This window comes from Bradyrhizobium sediminis, from assembly GCF_018736105.1.
Lineage (GTDB): Bacteria > Pseudomonadota > Alphaproteobacteria > Rhizobiales > Xanthobacteraceae > Bradyrhizobium.
The window spans coordinates 4802070-4817433 of record NZ_CP076135.1 but is presented as its reverse complement, the minus strand read 5'-3'; the positions used below and the strand labels follow the sequence as shown (position 1 = coordinate 4817433).

12 protein-coding genes and 1 other RNA gene are annotated in these 15364 nt (G+C 65.1%); 5 read left to right on the top strand and 8 right to left on the bottom strand.

Annotated features, from left to right (window positions below; all coding sequences use genetic code 11):
- Positions 1-55 precede the first annotated feature (55 nt).
- Both KMZ68_RS23035 and KMZ68_RS23030 read left to right on the top strand, forming a co-directional pair.
- Complete coding sequence (locus KMZ68_RS23035) at positions 56-1249, top strand: efflux RND transporter periplasmic adaptor subunit (RefSeq protein WP_215613422.1); 1194 nt, start codon at positions 56-58, stop codon at positions 1247-1249.
- Positions 1250-1255: 6 nt separating this feature from the next.
- Complete coding sequence (locus KMZ68_RS23030; RefSeq protein ID WP_215613421.1) at positions 1256-4411, top strand: efflux RND transporter permease subunit; 3156 nt, start codon at positions 1256-1258, stop codon at positions 4409-4411.
- 96 nt (positions 4412-4507) lie between these two features.
- On the opposite strand, the gene KMZ68_RS23025 is transcribed toward KMZ68_RS23030, so the two are convergent.
- The 8 genes from KMZ68_RS23025 to tkt form a co-directional block, all read right to left on the bottom strand.
- The gene (locus KMZ68_RS23025) at positions 4508-5302 is read right to left on the bottom strand and encodes an inositol monophosphatase family protein (RefSeq protein ID WP_215606835.1); all 795 of its coding nucleotides are present in this window, start codon (positions 5300-5302) and stop codon (positions 4508-4510) included.
- A gap of 90 nt (positions 5303-5392) precedes the next feature.
- The gene (locus KMZ68_RS23020; RefSeq protein WP_215613420.1) at positions 5393-6478 is read right to left on the bottom strand and encodes a tetratricopeptide repeat protein; all 1086 of its coding nucleotides are present in this window, start codon (positions 6476-6478) and stop codon (positions 5393-5395) included.
- A gap of 8 nt (positions 6479-6486) precedes the next feature.
- On the bottom strand, positions 6487-7167 hold the full coding sequence (locus tag KMZ68_RS23015; protein WP_215613419.1) for a thiamine phosphate synthase: 681 nt from the start codon (positions 7165-7167) through the stop codon (positions 6487-6489).
- Between the two features lie 2 nt (positions 7168-7169).
- Complete coding sequence (locus KMZ68_RS23010) at positions 7170-8225, bottom strand: class I fructose-bisphosphate aldolase (RefSeq protein ID WP_215613418.1); 1056 nt, start codon at positions 8223-8225, stop codon at positions 7170-7172.
- A 117-nt stretch (positions 8226-8342) separates the two neighbouring features.
- A complete protein-coding gene (fba, locus tag KMZ68_RS23005; RefSeq protein WP_215603631.1) occupies positions 8343-9410 on the bottom strand; it encodes a class II fructose-bisphosphate aldolase in 1068 nt (355 codons plus the stop codon).
- A 43-nt stretch (positions 9411-9453) separates the two neighbouring features.
- Positions 9454-10650 (bottom strand): phosphoglycerate kinase, encoded by a 1197-nt coding sequence (locus tag KMZ68_RS23000; RefSeq protein ID WP_215613417.1) that lies wholly within the window; start codon positions 10648-10650, stop codon positions 9454-9456.
- Positions 10651-10772: 122 nt separating this feature from the next.
- Positions 10773-11780, bottom strand: coding sequence for a type I glyceraldehyde-3-phosphate dehydrogenase (gap, locus tag KMZ68_RS22995; RefSeq protein ID WP_215613416.1), 1008 nt, complete (start codon positions 11778-11780; stop codon positions 10773-10775).
- 149 nt (positions 11781-11929) lie between these two features.
- Complete coding sequence (gene tkt, locus KMZ68_RS22990) at positions 11930-13912, bottom strand: transketolase (protein WP_215613415.1); 1983 nt, start codon at positions 13910-13912, stop codon at positions 11930-11932.
- A 286-nt stretch (positions 13913-14198) separates the two neighbouring features.
- Here tkt and KMZ68_RS22985 point away from each other — a divergent pair, with 286 nt between their 5' ends.
- The 3 genes from KMZ68_RS22985 to ssrS all read left to right on the top strand — a co-directional run bounded on the left by KMZ68_RS22985 (position 14199) and on the right by ssrS (position 15202).
- Entirely contained in the window at positions 14199-14519 is a 321-nt protein-coding gene (locus KMZ68_RS22985; RefSeq protein ID WP_215603627.1) for a DUF4164 domain-containing protein, read from the top strand.
- Positions 14516-14899, top strand: coding sequence for a cell division protein ZapA (locus KMZ68_RS22980; RefSeq protein WP_215603626.1), 384 nt, complete (start codon positions 14516-14518; stop codon positions 14897-14899). The genes KMZ68_RS22985 and KMZ68_RS22980 overlap by 4 nt, the downstream gene beginning before the upstream one ends.
- Before the next feature lie 142 nt (positions 14900-15041).
- A non-coding RNA gene (gene ssrS / locus KMZ68_RS22975) (6S RNA) lies at positions 15042-15202 on the top strand.
- Positions 15203-15364: the final 162 nt, after the last annotated feature.

Here is a 15364-nt window from a genome sequence, read left to right as displayed (position 1 = left end):
GCGAGTGTGCGGGACTGCAATCCGAGCCGAACTCAAACTTGGGGCGACCCTTTTCATGACTGGACTTCGCGCGCAATCGGCAGGCATCGTGCTGATGTTGGCTGCGATGGCGCCGCTGCTCGGCGGATGCGACCAGCCGACATCTGCGGTCGCGGCGGCACAAACCTTCGAGCCCGACGTCAGCATCGTCACCATCAAACCGCAGTCGCGCGCGCTGGTGCGCGAACTGCCGGGGCGTGTCGCACCGACCAGGGTTTCCGATGTCCGCCCGCGCGTTTCCGGCATCGTCATCGAGCGCACATTCAGTCAGGGCGGCGAGGTCAAGGCCGGCGATCCGCTGTACCGGATCGATCCGCGGCCGTTCGAGGTCGAGGTGCAGTCCAGCGAAGCTGCTTTGGCGAAGGCGATCGCAGCATTCGAGCAGGCGTCCCAGCAGGCGCGCCGAATTGCTTTGCTGACCAGCCAGCACGCCACCTCGGAAGCGGAAAATGAAAAAGCCAACGGAGCCATGCGTCAGGCGGAGGCCGAAGTCGAGGGGCGCAAGGCGGAAGTCGCGCGCGCCAGGCTCAATCTGAGTTACGCCACGATCCGCGCCCCGATCGACGGGGTGGTCGGCGCGGCGCTGGTCAGCGAAGGCGCTCTCGTCGTGCAGAACGAGACCAACCTCGCGACCATTCAACAGCTCGATCCGATTTACGCCGACTTCACCCAATCGGTCGCCGAGCTCAATCATCTCAGGCGTTCGCTCGAACGCGGCGAACTCGACCGCATTGCGCCAGATGCGGCCAGGGTCCGCCTCGTGCTCGACGACGGCGCGGTCTATGCGGCGCCCGGCAAGCTCCTGTTCTCGGACGCCAAGGTCGACGCCCATACCGGGCAGGTGACGTTGCGCGGCGAGTTTCCCAATCCGAGGCGCGAACTGCTGCCGGGCATGTATGTACGCGTCCTGATCGAGCAGGGCATCGACACCGACGCCATCGCGGTGCCGCAGCAGGCGATCCAGCGCAACGGCGGCGGCGGCAGCGAAGTGTTCGTGGTCAAGGACGACAACCGCGTCGCGGTTCAATCCGTACGCACCGGATCGGTGCAGGATGGCCAATGGTTCGTGATCGAAGGGCTGAAGGCCGGCGACAAGGTGGTGGTCGAGGGTTTCCAGAAGTTCGCCGCCGGCGACAAGGTCAGGCCGCAGTCCTGGACCGAGGCGGATGCGTCGGCCGAATTGAGGCGGACCAAGCACGTGCAGCGGTGACGGCCGATGCCGAGCTTCTTCATTGACAGGCCGATCTTCGCCTGGGTCGTTGCGCTGTTCATCTGCCTGATCGGTGCGATCGCAATCCCGCTGCTTGCGGTGGCGCAGTATCCGATCATTGCGCCGCCTTCGATCGCAATCTCGACCAGCTATCCAGGCGCCTCGCCGGAAAACCTCTACAACAGCGTGACGCGGCTGATCGAGGAGGAGTTGAACGGCGCCAACGGCATCCTGAACTTCGAATCCACCAGCGACTCGCTGGGACAGGTCGATATCATCGCCAATTTCGTGCCGGGCACCGACACCGGCATGGCCTCGGTCGAAGTGCAGAACCGCATCAAGCGCGTCGAAGCGCGGCTGCCGCGCGCCGTCATCCAGCAGGGTATCCTGGTCGAGGAAGCCTCCAGCGCGGTGCTGCAGATCATCACGCTGCGTTCGACCGACGGCAGTCTCGACGAAGTCGGGCTCGGCGACTTCATGATCCGCAACATCCTCGGCGAAATCCGGCGCATTCCCGGCGTCGGCCGCGCCACGCTTTATTCCACCGAGCGCAGCTTGCGAATCTGGATCGATCCCGCCAGGCTCGTCGGCTATGGCCTGACGGCGGATGACGTGACCAGGGCGATCAGCGCCCAGAACGCGCAGGTCGCCTCCGGCAGCGTCGGCGCCGAGCCGAGTACGCCGGAGCAGAAGATCTCGGCGCTGGTTCTGGTCAAGGGGCAGCTCTCCTCGCCCGACGAATTCGGGGCGATCATCCTGCGCGCCAATCCGGACGGTTCGACCGTCCGCCTGCGCGACGTCGCCCGGATCGAGATCGGCGGCATGGGCTATCAGTTCACCACCCGTCTCAACGGCCGGCCGACCGCGGGCCTGTCGGTGCTGCTGTCGCCGACCGGCAATGCGCTGGCTACCGCAAGCGCGGTCGAAGCCAAGATGAAGGAATTGTCGCGGTTCTTCCCCGCCAACATCGCCTACGACATTCCCTACAACATCACCCCGGTGGTGAAGGCATCGATCGAGAAGGTGTTGTCGACGCTGGTCGAGGCGGTGCTGCTGGTGTTCGTCGTGATGTTCCTGTTCCTGCAGAACATCCGCTACACCATCATTCCGACCATCGTGGTGCCGGTGGCGCTGCTCGGCACCTGTGCGACACTGCTGGCCGCGGGCTATTCGATCAACATGCTGACGATGTTCGGCATGGTGCTGGCGGTCGGCATCCTGGTCGACGACGCCATCGTGGTGGTCGAGAACGTCGAGCGCATCATGTCGGAGGAAGGGTTGCCGCCGAAGGAAGCCACCCGCAAGGCGATGTCGCAGATCACGGGCGCCATCATCGGCATCACGCTGGTGCTGATCGCCGTGTTCGTGCCGATGGCGTTCTTTCCGGGATCGGTCGGCGTGATCTACCGGCAGTTCTCGGTCACCATGGTCGCCGCCATCGCGTTTTCGGCGCTGCTGGCGATGTCGCTGACGCCCGCGCTGTGCGCGACGCTGCTGAAGCCGGTCGAGGCCGGGCATGTGTTTGCCCGCAAGGGCGTGTTCGGCTGGTTCAACCGCAACCTCGACAACGTCAGGGAACGCTATGCCGGCACGGTGGGCTGGTCGCTGAAGCGCACCGGGCGGCTGATGCTGATCTACGTCGCATTGCTGCTCGGACTGAGCTGGGCCTTCATTCGCCTTCCCGGCGGCTTTCTCCCGGTCGACGATCAGGGTTTCATCACCACCGACGTGCAGACGCCGTCGGACTCCTCGTTCGCGCGCACCGAGGCGGCGGTCGAAAAGGTCGAGAAATACCTGGCGCAGCGCGCAGGCGTCGACACCGTGACGTTCCTCACCGGCTTCAGTTTTCTCGGCCAGGGCATCAACACCGCCCAGGCCTTCATCACCCTGAAGGACTGGTCGGAACGCGGGCCGAAGGATTCGGCGGCCGTCATTGTCGCCGACATCAACCGCGATTTGTCGTCGATCCGCGACGCCAGGATTTCCGCGCTGCAGCCGCCGCCGATAGACAACCTCGGCAATTCCTCGGGGTTCAGCTTCCGCCTGCAGGATCGCGGGCAGAAGGGCTATCCGGCACTGGTCGCCGCCGCCGACCGGCTGATCGCGGAAGCCAATGCGAGCCGGGTCCTGCAAAAGGTCTATGTCGAAGGCCTGCCGCCGGGACCGCAGGTCAATCTGATGATCGACCGCGAGAAGGCGGGCGCGTTCGGCGTCACCTTCGAGGACATCAACAACACGATCTCGACCAATCTCGGCTCGAACTACATCAACGACTTCCCGAACCGCGGCCGGATGCAGCGGGTGATCGTGCAGGCCGATCGCGGCAGCCGCATGAACGCCGACGATATTCTCAACTACAACGTCAAGAACAGCCGCGGCCAGCTGGTGCCGTTTTCCGCCTTTGCTTCGGTGGAATGGTCGAAGGGGCCGACGCAGATCGCCGGCTTTAATTACTACCCCGCGGTGCGCATCAGCGGCGAGGCGAGGCCGGGATTTACCTCGGGCGATGCCATCGCCGAGATGGAACGGCTCGCGGGCAAGCTGCCGCGCGGCTTCGGCTATGAATGGACCGGACAATCGCTGCAGGAAAAACTGTCGGGCTCGCAGGCGCCGTTCCTGCTGGCGCTGTCGGCGCTGGTGGTTTTCCTGTGTCTCGCCGCGCTCTATGAAAGCTGGACCATCCCGCTGGCGGTGCTGCTGACAGTGCCGCTCGGCATCTGCGGCGCGGTGCTGGCGGCGACAATGCGCGGCCTGCCGAACGACGTCTACTTTACGGTCGGCCTGATCACCATCATCGGGCTGGCCGCGAAAGACGCCATCCTGATCATCGAATTCGCCAGGGATTTGCGCGCCCAGGGCAAGCCGCTGATCGAGGCGACGGTGGAAGCCTGCAGCCTTCGCTTCCGCCCGATCCTGATGACCGGCCTTGCCTTCGTCTGCGGCGTGCTGCCGATGGTGATCGCGACCGGCGCCGGCGGCGCCAGCCAGCAGGCGCTCGGCACCAGCGTGATGGGCGGCATGATCGCCGTGGTGGTGCTGGCGCTCTTGATGGTGCCGGTGTTCTTCGTGGTGGTGCAGCGGGTGCTGGCGGGGGATCGGGAGAAGGTGGAAGAGGCGGTGGCGGTGGAGCCGCAGGGAGCGCCTGCGAAGCCCGTCCAATAGCCCGTCATTGCCGGGCTGACCCGGCAATCCATCTTGCCAAATCGTTTTGTGAAGATTGATGGATGCCCGGATCAAGTCCGGGCATGACGAATGAATTCACTTCCCCAGCGGCTTCAAAATCTTCACCAGCTCCGCGTGGATGTATTCGTTGCCGCAGACCACGTTGCCTGATTTCAGCGCGTCGTCATTGCCTTCGATGCCGGAGACGGTGCCGCCGGCCTCGCGGACGATGATCTGGCCGGCTGCCATGTCCCAGGGCTGCAGGTTGCGTTCCCAATAGCCGTCGAGGCGGCCGGCGGCGACGAAGGCCATGTCGAGCGAGGCGGCGCCGAACCGGCGTAGGCCGGCCACCCGGTTCTGGATTTCGGTCATTTCCCGGCGCGACAGCTCGTGGTCGCCGCGTCCGATATGCGGCAGCCCGCAGGCGATCACGCAGTCGCCGAGCTGGCGGCGGCCGGCGACGCGCAGCCGCTGGTCGTTGAGAAAGGCGCCCTTGCCGCGCTCTGCGGTATAGAGCTCGTCATTGGCGGGATTGTAGATCACGCCGGCGATCAGCGTGCCCTCGCGCTGCAGGCCGATCGAAATCGCAAATTGCGGAATGCCGTGCAGGAAGTTGGTGGTGCCGTCGAGCGGGTCGACGATCCAGGTATGGGTCTTGTCGTCGCCGATCCGGACGCCGCCTTCCTCGCCGATGAAGCCGTAGCCCGGCCGCGCCTTGGTGAGATCGGCGAGCAGCATTTCCTCGGCGCGCTTGTCGGCCAGCGAGACGAAATTGGCCGGCCCCTTCAGCGACACCTGAAGGTTCTCGATCTCGCCGAGGTCGCGCTTGAGGCTGCGGCCGGCGCGGCGCGCGGCCTTGACCATGACGTTCATAAGGGCTGATTGCAGCATGATCCCGGCTTGTACTGTTGAGAGAAACGGCCCGATGCCATCATCGGCTTCGGACTGGGTGCCCTGCGGTTGGGGTGGCGTCAAGGCGGTTCATTTGGTGCCGAGCCATTTGCGGGCGGCCTCCTGGGCCTTGGTGCGGTCCTCGGGGCTGAGGGCGGCCAGCGCCTCGTCGAGCGTGGGGTCGCCTTTGCCCGAGGTTTTCGCAACAATGTGCCATTTCAGGCCCTCGATCTTGTCGACAGGCGCGCCCTGGCCGCTCACCAGCACGCGCGCGAGGCGGTTTTGCGCGATCGGGCTGTTCTGCCTGGCCGCCTTGCGCAGCAGCGCCACCGCGGCGGCCTCGTTCTTCGGGGTGCCGGTGCCGTTGTAGAGCGCGATGGCGTATTCGACCTCGGCGTCGACATTGCCGGCCAGCGACGCCGCCTGCAGCAGCCGAACCGCCTTATCAATGTCTTTGGCGACGCCGGTGCCTTCCTTGTAGAAGGTGGCGAGCGCGTATTGCGCCTCCGGATTGCCGGCGTCGGCGGCGACGCGGAGCAGTTCGGCGGCGCGCCGGACGTCCTGCGGCAGCGTCTGCCCGTCGAGATAGAGCAGGGCAAGATTGTAGGCTGCCTTGGGGTTGCCGAGCTTGGCCGAGGACGCCAGCAGTTTCACCGCCTCCTCGCGGTTGACGGGGCCGCCGCGCCCGGCCAGTCGCAGCATGGCGAGTGCGAACATGCCCTCGCGGTCGCCGCCGTCGGCGGCGCGCTTGTACCACTCGGCCGCCTTCGCATAGTCGCGCTTGACGCCCATCGCATTGGCGTAGAGCTCGCCGAGCATGGTCATCGCCTTGGGATCGCCGTTGAACTGCGCGCGGTTGCTCGCAAGATCGAAGGCGGTCTTGTATTGCCCGCGCTGATAGGCGCCGTAGACCAGGTCGACGTTGGGATCCTCGAAGACGGGGGCGGGAGTGACGGTCGCAGTCGGCGCAGGCGTTGCCGTGGGCTTCGGCGTTGCGGCCGGAGCGGGCTTCCTGGCGGCGACCGGCGGCTTCGGCTTATCCTTGGGTTTTTCTTGCGGCTTGCTCTGCGCCGGCGGCGTCGCAACGGCCGGCGGCGTCAGCGAGATCTGCGCCACCGCGCCGGCCGGCCACAGCAGGCAGCTTGCGAGAATCGATACGGGACGCAGGATCTTCATCTCCGGCGTTATCCCTGCTCGGCCTTGGCTTTTCCGGACGCCGCGGCATGCGCCTGCCGGATGGCTTGCTCCGCATCCATCAAAGCCGCCGCCGGGCCGCGCCTGTCGTTCCAGATGAAATCGCCGACCAGCACGAAATCCGCACCCGCGGCGGCGAATTCATGGGCTTCCTCGCGCGAGGCGGCATAGCCGACGCAGGGCGGCTCGAACAGTTCTGCCCACCATTCCAGCCGCTCGGCGATCGCCTCGGCCGAGGGCCTGAGTCCCGCGGCATCGGGTTCGCCGAACAGCACGTAATCCGCGCCGGCCTCGCCCGCCGCCATCGAATCGTGCCGGGTCGAGAGCCCGCCGACGCCGGCGATGCGGTCGGGCTTCAGCGACGGCAGCGCCTCTTCCATGGCCGCGATGCCGGTCAGATGCGCGCCATCGGCGCCGGCGCGGGCCACCAGCTCGACATGGCCGTCGAGCAGCAACGCCGCTCCGCTGCCCTGGATCGCAGGCGCCAGCGCCTTGACCCGCGAAATCATGGTGCGCTGGTCGGTCGGCTTGAGCCGCACCAGCACCGCCGCGACATCCGCCTTGGCCAGCAGCCCCGGCAGGCTTGCGATCAGCGCCGACGGATCGTCTACCTCGGGCGTCGCGAGATAGAGACGCGGCACGGGGCGCGGCGGAACGGGTTTAGTGGCCAAATCTATGCCGCCTTCTTTTCCAGATCAGCCTTCCATTCGCCCCTGCTCGCGAGCGAATTCATACGCGCGCGATGGATGAAGGCGCGCTGGCCCGCGGCGACGTTATCCGCCTTGCCCGACCAGGCTTTCTGCGGCGCGGCCTGCAGCGCACGGCCGTACGAGAAGGTAAGATGCCACGGCAGGCCACCAATGCGGTTCATGGCGCTCAAATGCGCGGTCGCGGCCTCGTCGGACTGCCCGCCGGAAAGAAAGGCGATGCCGGGCACTGCCGCCGGTACGCAAGCTTTCAACAGCCGGATGGTTTTTTCCGCTACCTCCTGAACCGAAGCTTGCTTTGCGCATTTCTTGCCCGCGATCGCCATATTGGGTTTCAGGATCATGCCCTCCAGCTCGACGCGCTGGACTCGCAATTCCCGGAACGTCTCGTCGAGCACGCGCTGCGTCACTTCATAACAGCGATCGATGTCGTGATCGCCGTCCATCAGGACTTCCGGCTCGACGATAGGAACGATCTGGGCGGCCTGGCAAAGTGCGGCGTAACGCGCGAGCGCATGGGCGTTGACGTGGATCGCCGTCATGGTCGGAATGCCCCGGCCATTAGTGCCCGGGCCGTTAGTGCCCGGGCCGATATCGATCACCGCGCGCCATTTGGCAAAGCGCGCGCCGCATTCATAATATTTCTTCAGCCTCTCGGCCAGCTTGTCGAGGCCCGCCGTGACCAATTCGCCCGGACAGCCCGGCAGGGCCTGGGTGCCTTCATCGACCTTGATGCCGGGGATCGCCCCGGATTGCTCGATCAGCCTGATCAGCGGGGTGCCGTCTCTGGCCTCCTGCCAGATCGTCTCGTCATAGAGAATGACGCCGGAGATGTACTGGCTCATCGCCTCCTGCGAACGGAACAGCATTTCGCGATAGTCGCGGCGGGACTGCTCGGTCGACTCGACCTGGATGGCGTCGAACCGCTTCTTGATGGTGCCGGACGATTCGTCGGCGGCGAGTATTCCCTTGCCTGGCGTCACCATCGCCAGCGCAACCTTGTTGAGATCGGCGAGATTCATCGGTACCTCCTCCCGAACGCAATGTTCCCGAACGCAATGTGTTGCGGGCCAAAATAGACCGTTCTCGGGCAAAACCCAAGAAGACGCGCGGCGCGGGAGAATACCGCCGGAAGCCGGTTACGCGACTTTCGGATCGAGCTCGCCCTTGATGTAGCGCTTCGCCATCTCCGCCGTCGTCAGCACCTTCTTGATCTTGCCGGCCTGGCCCGCGGTGTTGAATTCCTGCAGGCGCTGCTTGCAGAGCTTCGCCATCGCTTCCATCGCCGGCTTGAGATATTTGCGCGGATCGAATTCTTCCGGATTGTCCTTCAGCACTTTCCGGATCTGGCCGGTCATCGCCATCCGGTTGTCGGTGTCGATGTTGATCTTGCGGACGCCGTTCTTGATGCCGCGCTGGATCTCGGCGACCGGCACGCCCCAGGTCGGCTTCATCTTGCCGCCATTGGCGTTGATGATGTCCTGCAGCTCCTGCGGCACCGAGGACGAGCCGTGCATCACCAGATGCATGTTCGGCAGCTTGCGGTGGATTTCCTCGATCACGTTCATGGCGAGGATATTGCCGTCCGGCTTGCGGGTGAACTTGTAGGCGCCGTGCGAGGTGCCCATCGCGATCGCCAGCGCGTCGACCTTGGTCTCCTTGACAAACTTCACGGCCTCGTCTGGATTGGTCAAAAGCTGGTCGTGGGAGAGCTTGCCTTCGGCGCCGTGGCCGTCTTCCTTGTCGCCCATGCCGGTCTCGAGCGAGCCGAGCACGCCGAGTTCGCCTTCCACCGAAATGCCGCCGAGATGGGCCATGTCGGTGACGGTCTTGGTGACGCCGACATTGTAGTCCCAGTCGCCGGGGCTCTTGCCGTCGGCCTTCAGCGAGCCGTCCATCATCACCGAGGTGAAGCCGGCCTGGATCGCGGTCATGCAGGTGGCGGGCTCGTTGCCGTGATCGAGATGCACGCAGACCGGAATCTGCGGATAGATTTCGGTGACCGCGTCCATCATGTGCTTGAGCATCACGTCGTTGGCGTAGGACCGCGCGCCGCGCGAGGCCTGGATGATCACAGGGGCATCGAGACTGGAGGCTGCCTCCATGATCGCGAGCGCCTGCTCCATATTGTTGATGTTGAAGGCCGGCACGCCGTAGTCGTGTTCCGCCGCGTGATCGAGCAATTGACGCAACGTGATGCGAGCCATGTATCCTGTTCTCCGCGTTGGGGCCTGGAAGGCCCGTCCCAGTCTAACGTATCTTCAAAACCTCGACGCCCGGCAATGGTTTCCCTTCCATCCATTCGAGAAACGCGCCGCCTGCGGTCGAAACATAGGTGAAATCGCCGGCCACGCCGGCCTGGTTCAGCGCCGCCACCGTGTCGCCGCCGCCGGCGACCGAGATCAGCTTCTTGGCCCTGGTCCGCTCCGCCGCGTGCCTGGCCGCCACCATGGTGCCGCGGTCGAACGGGGTCATCTCGAACGCCCCGAGCGGGCCGTTCCAGACCAGCGTCGCGGCGTCGTCGATCGCGGCATGGATCCGCGCGGTCGACTGCGGGCCGACGTCGAGGATCATGCCGTCGGCGGGAATCGAGTCGAGACCGTAGGCCTGCGCCGGCGCATTGGCCGCGAAGTGATAGGCGACGACGGCGTCGACGGGCAGGATGATCGCGCAATTGGCGGCTTCCGCCTTCTCGATGATCCGCAGCGCGGTCGCCGCCAGCTCCTTCTCCGCCAGCGACTTGCCGATGCCGACGCCCTGCGCATGCAGGAAGGTGTTGGCCATACCGCCGCCGATCACCAGCGCGTCGACCTTGCTGACGAGGTTTTCCAGGAGGTCGATCTTGGTGGAGACCTTGGCGCCGCCGATGATCGCAATCACGGGCTTGGTCGGCGCTTCCAGCGCTTTGCCGAGCGCGTCGAGTTCGGCCTGCATGGTGCGTCCGGCATAGGCCGGCAGCTTGTGGCCGAGGCCTTCGGTGGAGGCGTGCGCGCGGTGCGCTGCCGAAAAGGCGTCGTTGACCCAGATGTCGCCGAGTCTTGCGAGTTCGGCTACGAATGCGGGATCGTTCTTCTCTTCTTCTTTGTGGAAGCGGGTATTCTCCAGGCAAAGAATGTCGCCGCCCTTCATCGCGCCAACCGCCTTTTCGGCGGCCTCGCCAACGCAATCCTCGGCGAAGCCGACCGGCTTCCGGATGACGTGGGAAAGTGCCGATGCGACCGGCTTCAGCGAATCCTTGGCGTCGCGGCCCTTCGGCCGGCCGAAATGCGCGAGCAGCACGACCTTGCCGCCCTTGCCGGAGATCTCGGTGATGGTCGGCGCGATCCGCTCGAGCCGTGTGGCGTCGGTGACGCGGCCGTCTTCCATCGGCACGTTGAGATCGACGCGCAGCAGCACGCGCTTGCCCTTCACGTCGACGTCATCGAGGGTGCGGAATGTTTTTGTCATCGAGCGTCTCGTGTGGCCATCCTTCGAGACGCCTCGCTGCGCTCGGCTCCTCAGGATGAGGTTCCCTCATGGTGAGGAGCGCGCCTCTCGGCGCGCGTCTCGAACCATGAGCATCATAAGAGTTACAGCTTCTTCCCCATCGCCACGGCGGTGTCGGCCATGCGGTTCGAGAACCCCCACTCATTATCGTACCACGCCATCACCCGCACCAGCGTGCCGTTCTGCACCTTGGTCTGGTCCATGTGGAACGTCGCGGAATGCGGGTCGTGGTTGAAGTCGATCGAGACATTGGGCGCGGTGGTGTAGCCAAGGATACCCTTGAGCTGCTGCTCGCTCGCGCGCTTCATCGCCTCGTTGATCTCTTCCTTGGTGGTCTTGCGTTGCGCGACGATCTTGAGATCGATCACCGAGACGTTCGGGACGGGGACGCGGACCGAGACGCCGTCGAGCTTGCCGTTCAGTTCCGGCAACACCAGGCCGATCGCTTTCGCGGCGCCCGTCGAGGTCGGGATCATCGACATCGCCGCGGCGCGGCCGCGATAGAGATCCTTGTGCAGGGTGTCGAGCGTCGGCTGGTCGCCGGTATAGGCGTGGATCGTGGTCATGAATCCGGTCTCGATGCCGACGGTGTCGTGCAGCACCTTGGCGACGGGCGCGAGGCAATTGGTGGTGCAGGAGCCGTTGGAGACGACCAGGTGGTCCTTGGTCAGCGTGTCGTGGTTGACGCCGTAGACGACGGTCGCGTCGGCGTTATCGGCTGGCGCCGAGACCAGCACGCGCTGGGCGCCGGCGGTCAGGTGCGCGGAGGCCTTGTCTTTGGCGGTGAAGATGCCGGTGCATTCCAGCGCGATGTCGACGCCGAGTTCCTTCCAGGGCAGCTTGGACGGATCGCGCTCGGCGGAGACCCTGATCTTGCCGTCGCCGAGGCTGATCGAGTCGCCGTCCACGGTCACGGTGCCTGGGAAACGGCCATGCACGGAATCGAAGCGCAACAGATGGGCGTTGGTCTCGACCGGGCCGAGATCGTTGATGCCGACGACCTCAATATCCTTACGGCCCGACTCGGCGATGGCGCGCAGCACGTTGCGGCCGATGCGGCCAAACCCGTTGATCGCGACCCGGATTGTCATGCTCGTTTCTCCTCTGATAGCTGGTTCCAACCCCGCGGCGCATGTCCACGGAGGTTGTTACGGCGGATCGCCCGGTTCGGCCGGGCGAGAACGGTCAAGATGACGGTTTCCTAGTCCTTTTTCCGGGCAAGCTCAACCGTGAACGACCCTCACGCCAGGCGCTTCAGGGCAGCGTTAACCGCAGCCTCGGCGGTAATTCCGAAGTGCTTGTAAAGCTCCTTGGCGGGCGCGCTGGCGCCGAAGCCGTGCATGCCGATAAATTCACCATCGTGCCCGATCACGGCATCCCAGCCGAACCGGACCGCGGCCTCGATCGCGATCTTGACCGGCGCATTGCCGATCACCGCCTTTTGGCGGTCCGCCGGTTGCGCCAGCAGCAATTCGAGCGAGGGCACCGACACCACCCGCGACGCGATGCCGCGCTCGGCCAGCTGCTTCTGCGCCGCAGTCGCAATCTCGACCTCAGAACCGGAGGCGAACAGCGAGACCTTGGCCTCGCCCTGGGCGGCAATCAGTTCGTAGGCGCCGTGGCTGCAGGGATTCTCTGATGGCGTCGAGTTGCGCAATTGCGGCAGGTTCTGGCGGGTCAGCGCCAGCACAGTCGGGCCGTCGGTGCGGTTCAGCGCCAGTTCCCAGCACTCCGCCACCTCGATCGCGTCGCAGGGCCGGAACACGCGCATATTGGGAATGGCGCGCAGCGCGGCGAGATGCTCGACCGGCTGGTGCGTCGGTCCGTCTTCGCCGAGGCCGATGGAATCATGGGTCATCACGTAGACGACCCCGGCCCCCATCAGCGCCGCAAGCCGCATCGCCGGACGGGCATAGTCGGTGAATACCAGGAACGTGGCGCCGTTCGGCGCGAAACCGCCATGCAGGAAGATGCCGTTCATAGCGGATGCCATGCCGTGCTCGCGGATGCCGTAATGGATGAAGCGGCCCTTCGGCGTCTTGGCGGAGAAGGCGACCGCGGATTTCGCCTTGTTGTTGTTGGAGCCGGTGAGGTCGGCGGAGCCTGCCAGGAATTCCATCGGCATCGCCGCTGCGATCGCCTCGATCGCAGCCTCCGATGATTTGCGGGTGGCGGCCGTCAGGGGCGTCTCGATCAGCGCCTTCTTGTGGGCCTTCAGCGCCTTGGCCAGCGAAGCCGGCCGCTCGTGCCGCATACGGCGTTCGAACTCGGCGCGCTTGCGGTTGCCGAGCTGCGCGAACTGCGCTTCCCAATCCTTGCGCGCGGCGCTGCTGCGGCTGCCGGCCTGGCGCCAGGCCTTCAGCACGTCCTCCGGCACCGAGAACGGATCGAGCGAAATGCCGAGTTTTTCCTTGGCGGCCTTCAGTTCATCGGCGCCGAGCGCTTCGCCATGGACCTTCGCGGTGCCGGCCTTGTTCGGCGCACCAAAGCCGATCGTGGTCTTGCAGGCGATCAGCGACGGCTTGTTGGACTTCTGCGCCCGCGCGATCGCCGCGGCAATCGCCTTGGGATCGTGGCCGTCGATGCGCTCGGCGGCCCAGCCGGCCGACTTGAACCGCTTCACCTGGTCGACCGAGTCGGCGATCGAAGTCGGGCCGTCGATCGAAATGCCGTTGTCGTCGTATAGCACGATCAGCTTGTTGAGCTTCCAGTGGCCGGCCATCGCGATCGCTTCCTGCGATACGCCCTCCATCAGGTCGCCGTCGGAGGCGAGCACATAGGTGTGATGGCTGACGATCTTCTTGCCGAATTCGGCGGCCAGCATCTTTTCCGCCAGCGCCATGCCGACCGAGGTCGCGATGCCCTGGCCGAGCGGGCCGGTCGTGGTCTCGACGCCCCTGGTGTGGAAGTTTTCCGGGTGTCCCGGCGTCAGCGATCCCAGCTGACGGAAATTCCTGATCTGGTCGAGCGTCATGTCCTTGTCGCCGGTCAGGTACAGCAGCGCATACAGCAGCATCGAGCCGTGCCCGGCCGACAGCACGAAGCGGTCGCGGTCCGGCCATTTCGGGTCGGCGGCGTCGTATTTCAGGAACTGTGTGAACAGCACGGTGGCGATGTCGGCGGCGCCCATGGGCAGGCCGGGATGGCCGGATTTCGCCTTCTCGACGGCGTCCATTGCGAGCCCACGGATCGCATTGGCCATACGGGAATGAACCTGCGTCATGTTGAAAATCCGCTTGAAATGAGGTGCTTGGTGGCGATCCGCAACCTGTGCGAATGCCGCGGTTAGTGCCGGAAGGCAACGGGAAGTCAGGGGCTGGATAGCATCTCGGTTCCCCGAGTCCAAGGCGAGGAAGGGCGCTTCCGGTGCGAAAAGTTGCTTAGCGGTGCATAGCTTCTAAGCGGCGTTGCGCTGGCCTCGCTTGCCACGTAAATTTCTCCCCTTAAACGCTTGCCGGATCGCGGATTTTGCGCCCCGGCCGGCTCATGAAAGGTCCGCGCAGTCTGTCATGAGCGATCGTCCTGCCAATGGCGCCGGCCACGCCGAGCCGGTCTTCGCCGATATCGACGCCGCGACGCGGCGGCTGATGTCGGCGCTCGATGCGTTGGAGAGTGCGGTCGAGCGCCGGCGCGAAGCCGATCGTGACGAGAACGAGTTGGCGGCCCGGATTCAGGCGCTCGGCGCCGACCGGTCGCGGCTTGCCGACGAACTCGACGGATCGCTGGTGAAGTCGCGCCGGCTGGAGCGCGCCAATCGCGAGATCGCCGACCGGCTGGATGCGGCGATCAGCACCATCCGCACGGTACTCGATCCCGGAGAAGACGGATGAGCCATATCAACGTCACCATCAACGGCCGGCAATACCGGATGGCTTGCGAGGAAGGCCAGGAGGTGCGGCTTCTGAAGCTCGCCGAGAGCCTGGAATCGCGGATCCAGAGCCTGCGCGGCAAGTTCGGCGAGATCGGCGACGCGCGCCTGACCGTGATGGCGGCGCTGACTGTATGCGACGAATTGCTCGACTCCGGCCAGCGCATCCGCAATCTCGAGGAAGAACTCGTCGCCTTGCGCGACGTCCGCGTCGCCGCGGCCGATCGCGCCAAGGCGACGCAGATCGCGGTGGCCAATGCGCTGAACTCCGCGGCCGAACGCATCGAGAAGACCACCCAGGTCCTCAACCGCACCATCGGCGGCGGCGTCGCGATTGGGTAATTCCGTCATTGCTTCGCTTGCGCTCGCAATGGCGTTGAGAGGCAGGTGCCGAACCTTGGAATCGGCCGCGGGGGTGGCGATTGGTTGACCAAAGCCCCCGTTAGCGCTGGCGGTTTGGTCCCGTCGTGTCTACATTGGCAGGGCGAAGCTGTGTCGCGCGTCAGGAGCCATATATCCCCGGGGCCTTATCGATCCTTAAGGGAACTGTCCCTGGCCGGGTCCGTGGATCCGGTCACATGGTGCCCACCTACTTTCGTAGGGAACTCCGGGATCGAGTGCTTCAACGGCCATCGCGGCTTCGCACTTTTGTTTTTGCCGTCGAGTTATTTCAGTAGGTCCCGTCGACTCCTCCCGTCATGCCCCGCGCAAGCGGGGTATCCAGTACGCCGCGGCTTCGCGGTTCCTTCGCAGGCGTTCTGGAATGCTGGATCGCCCGCTTTGGCGGGTGATGACAGCGAGGCGGAC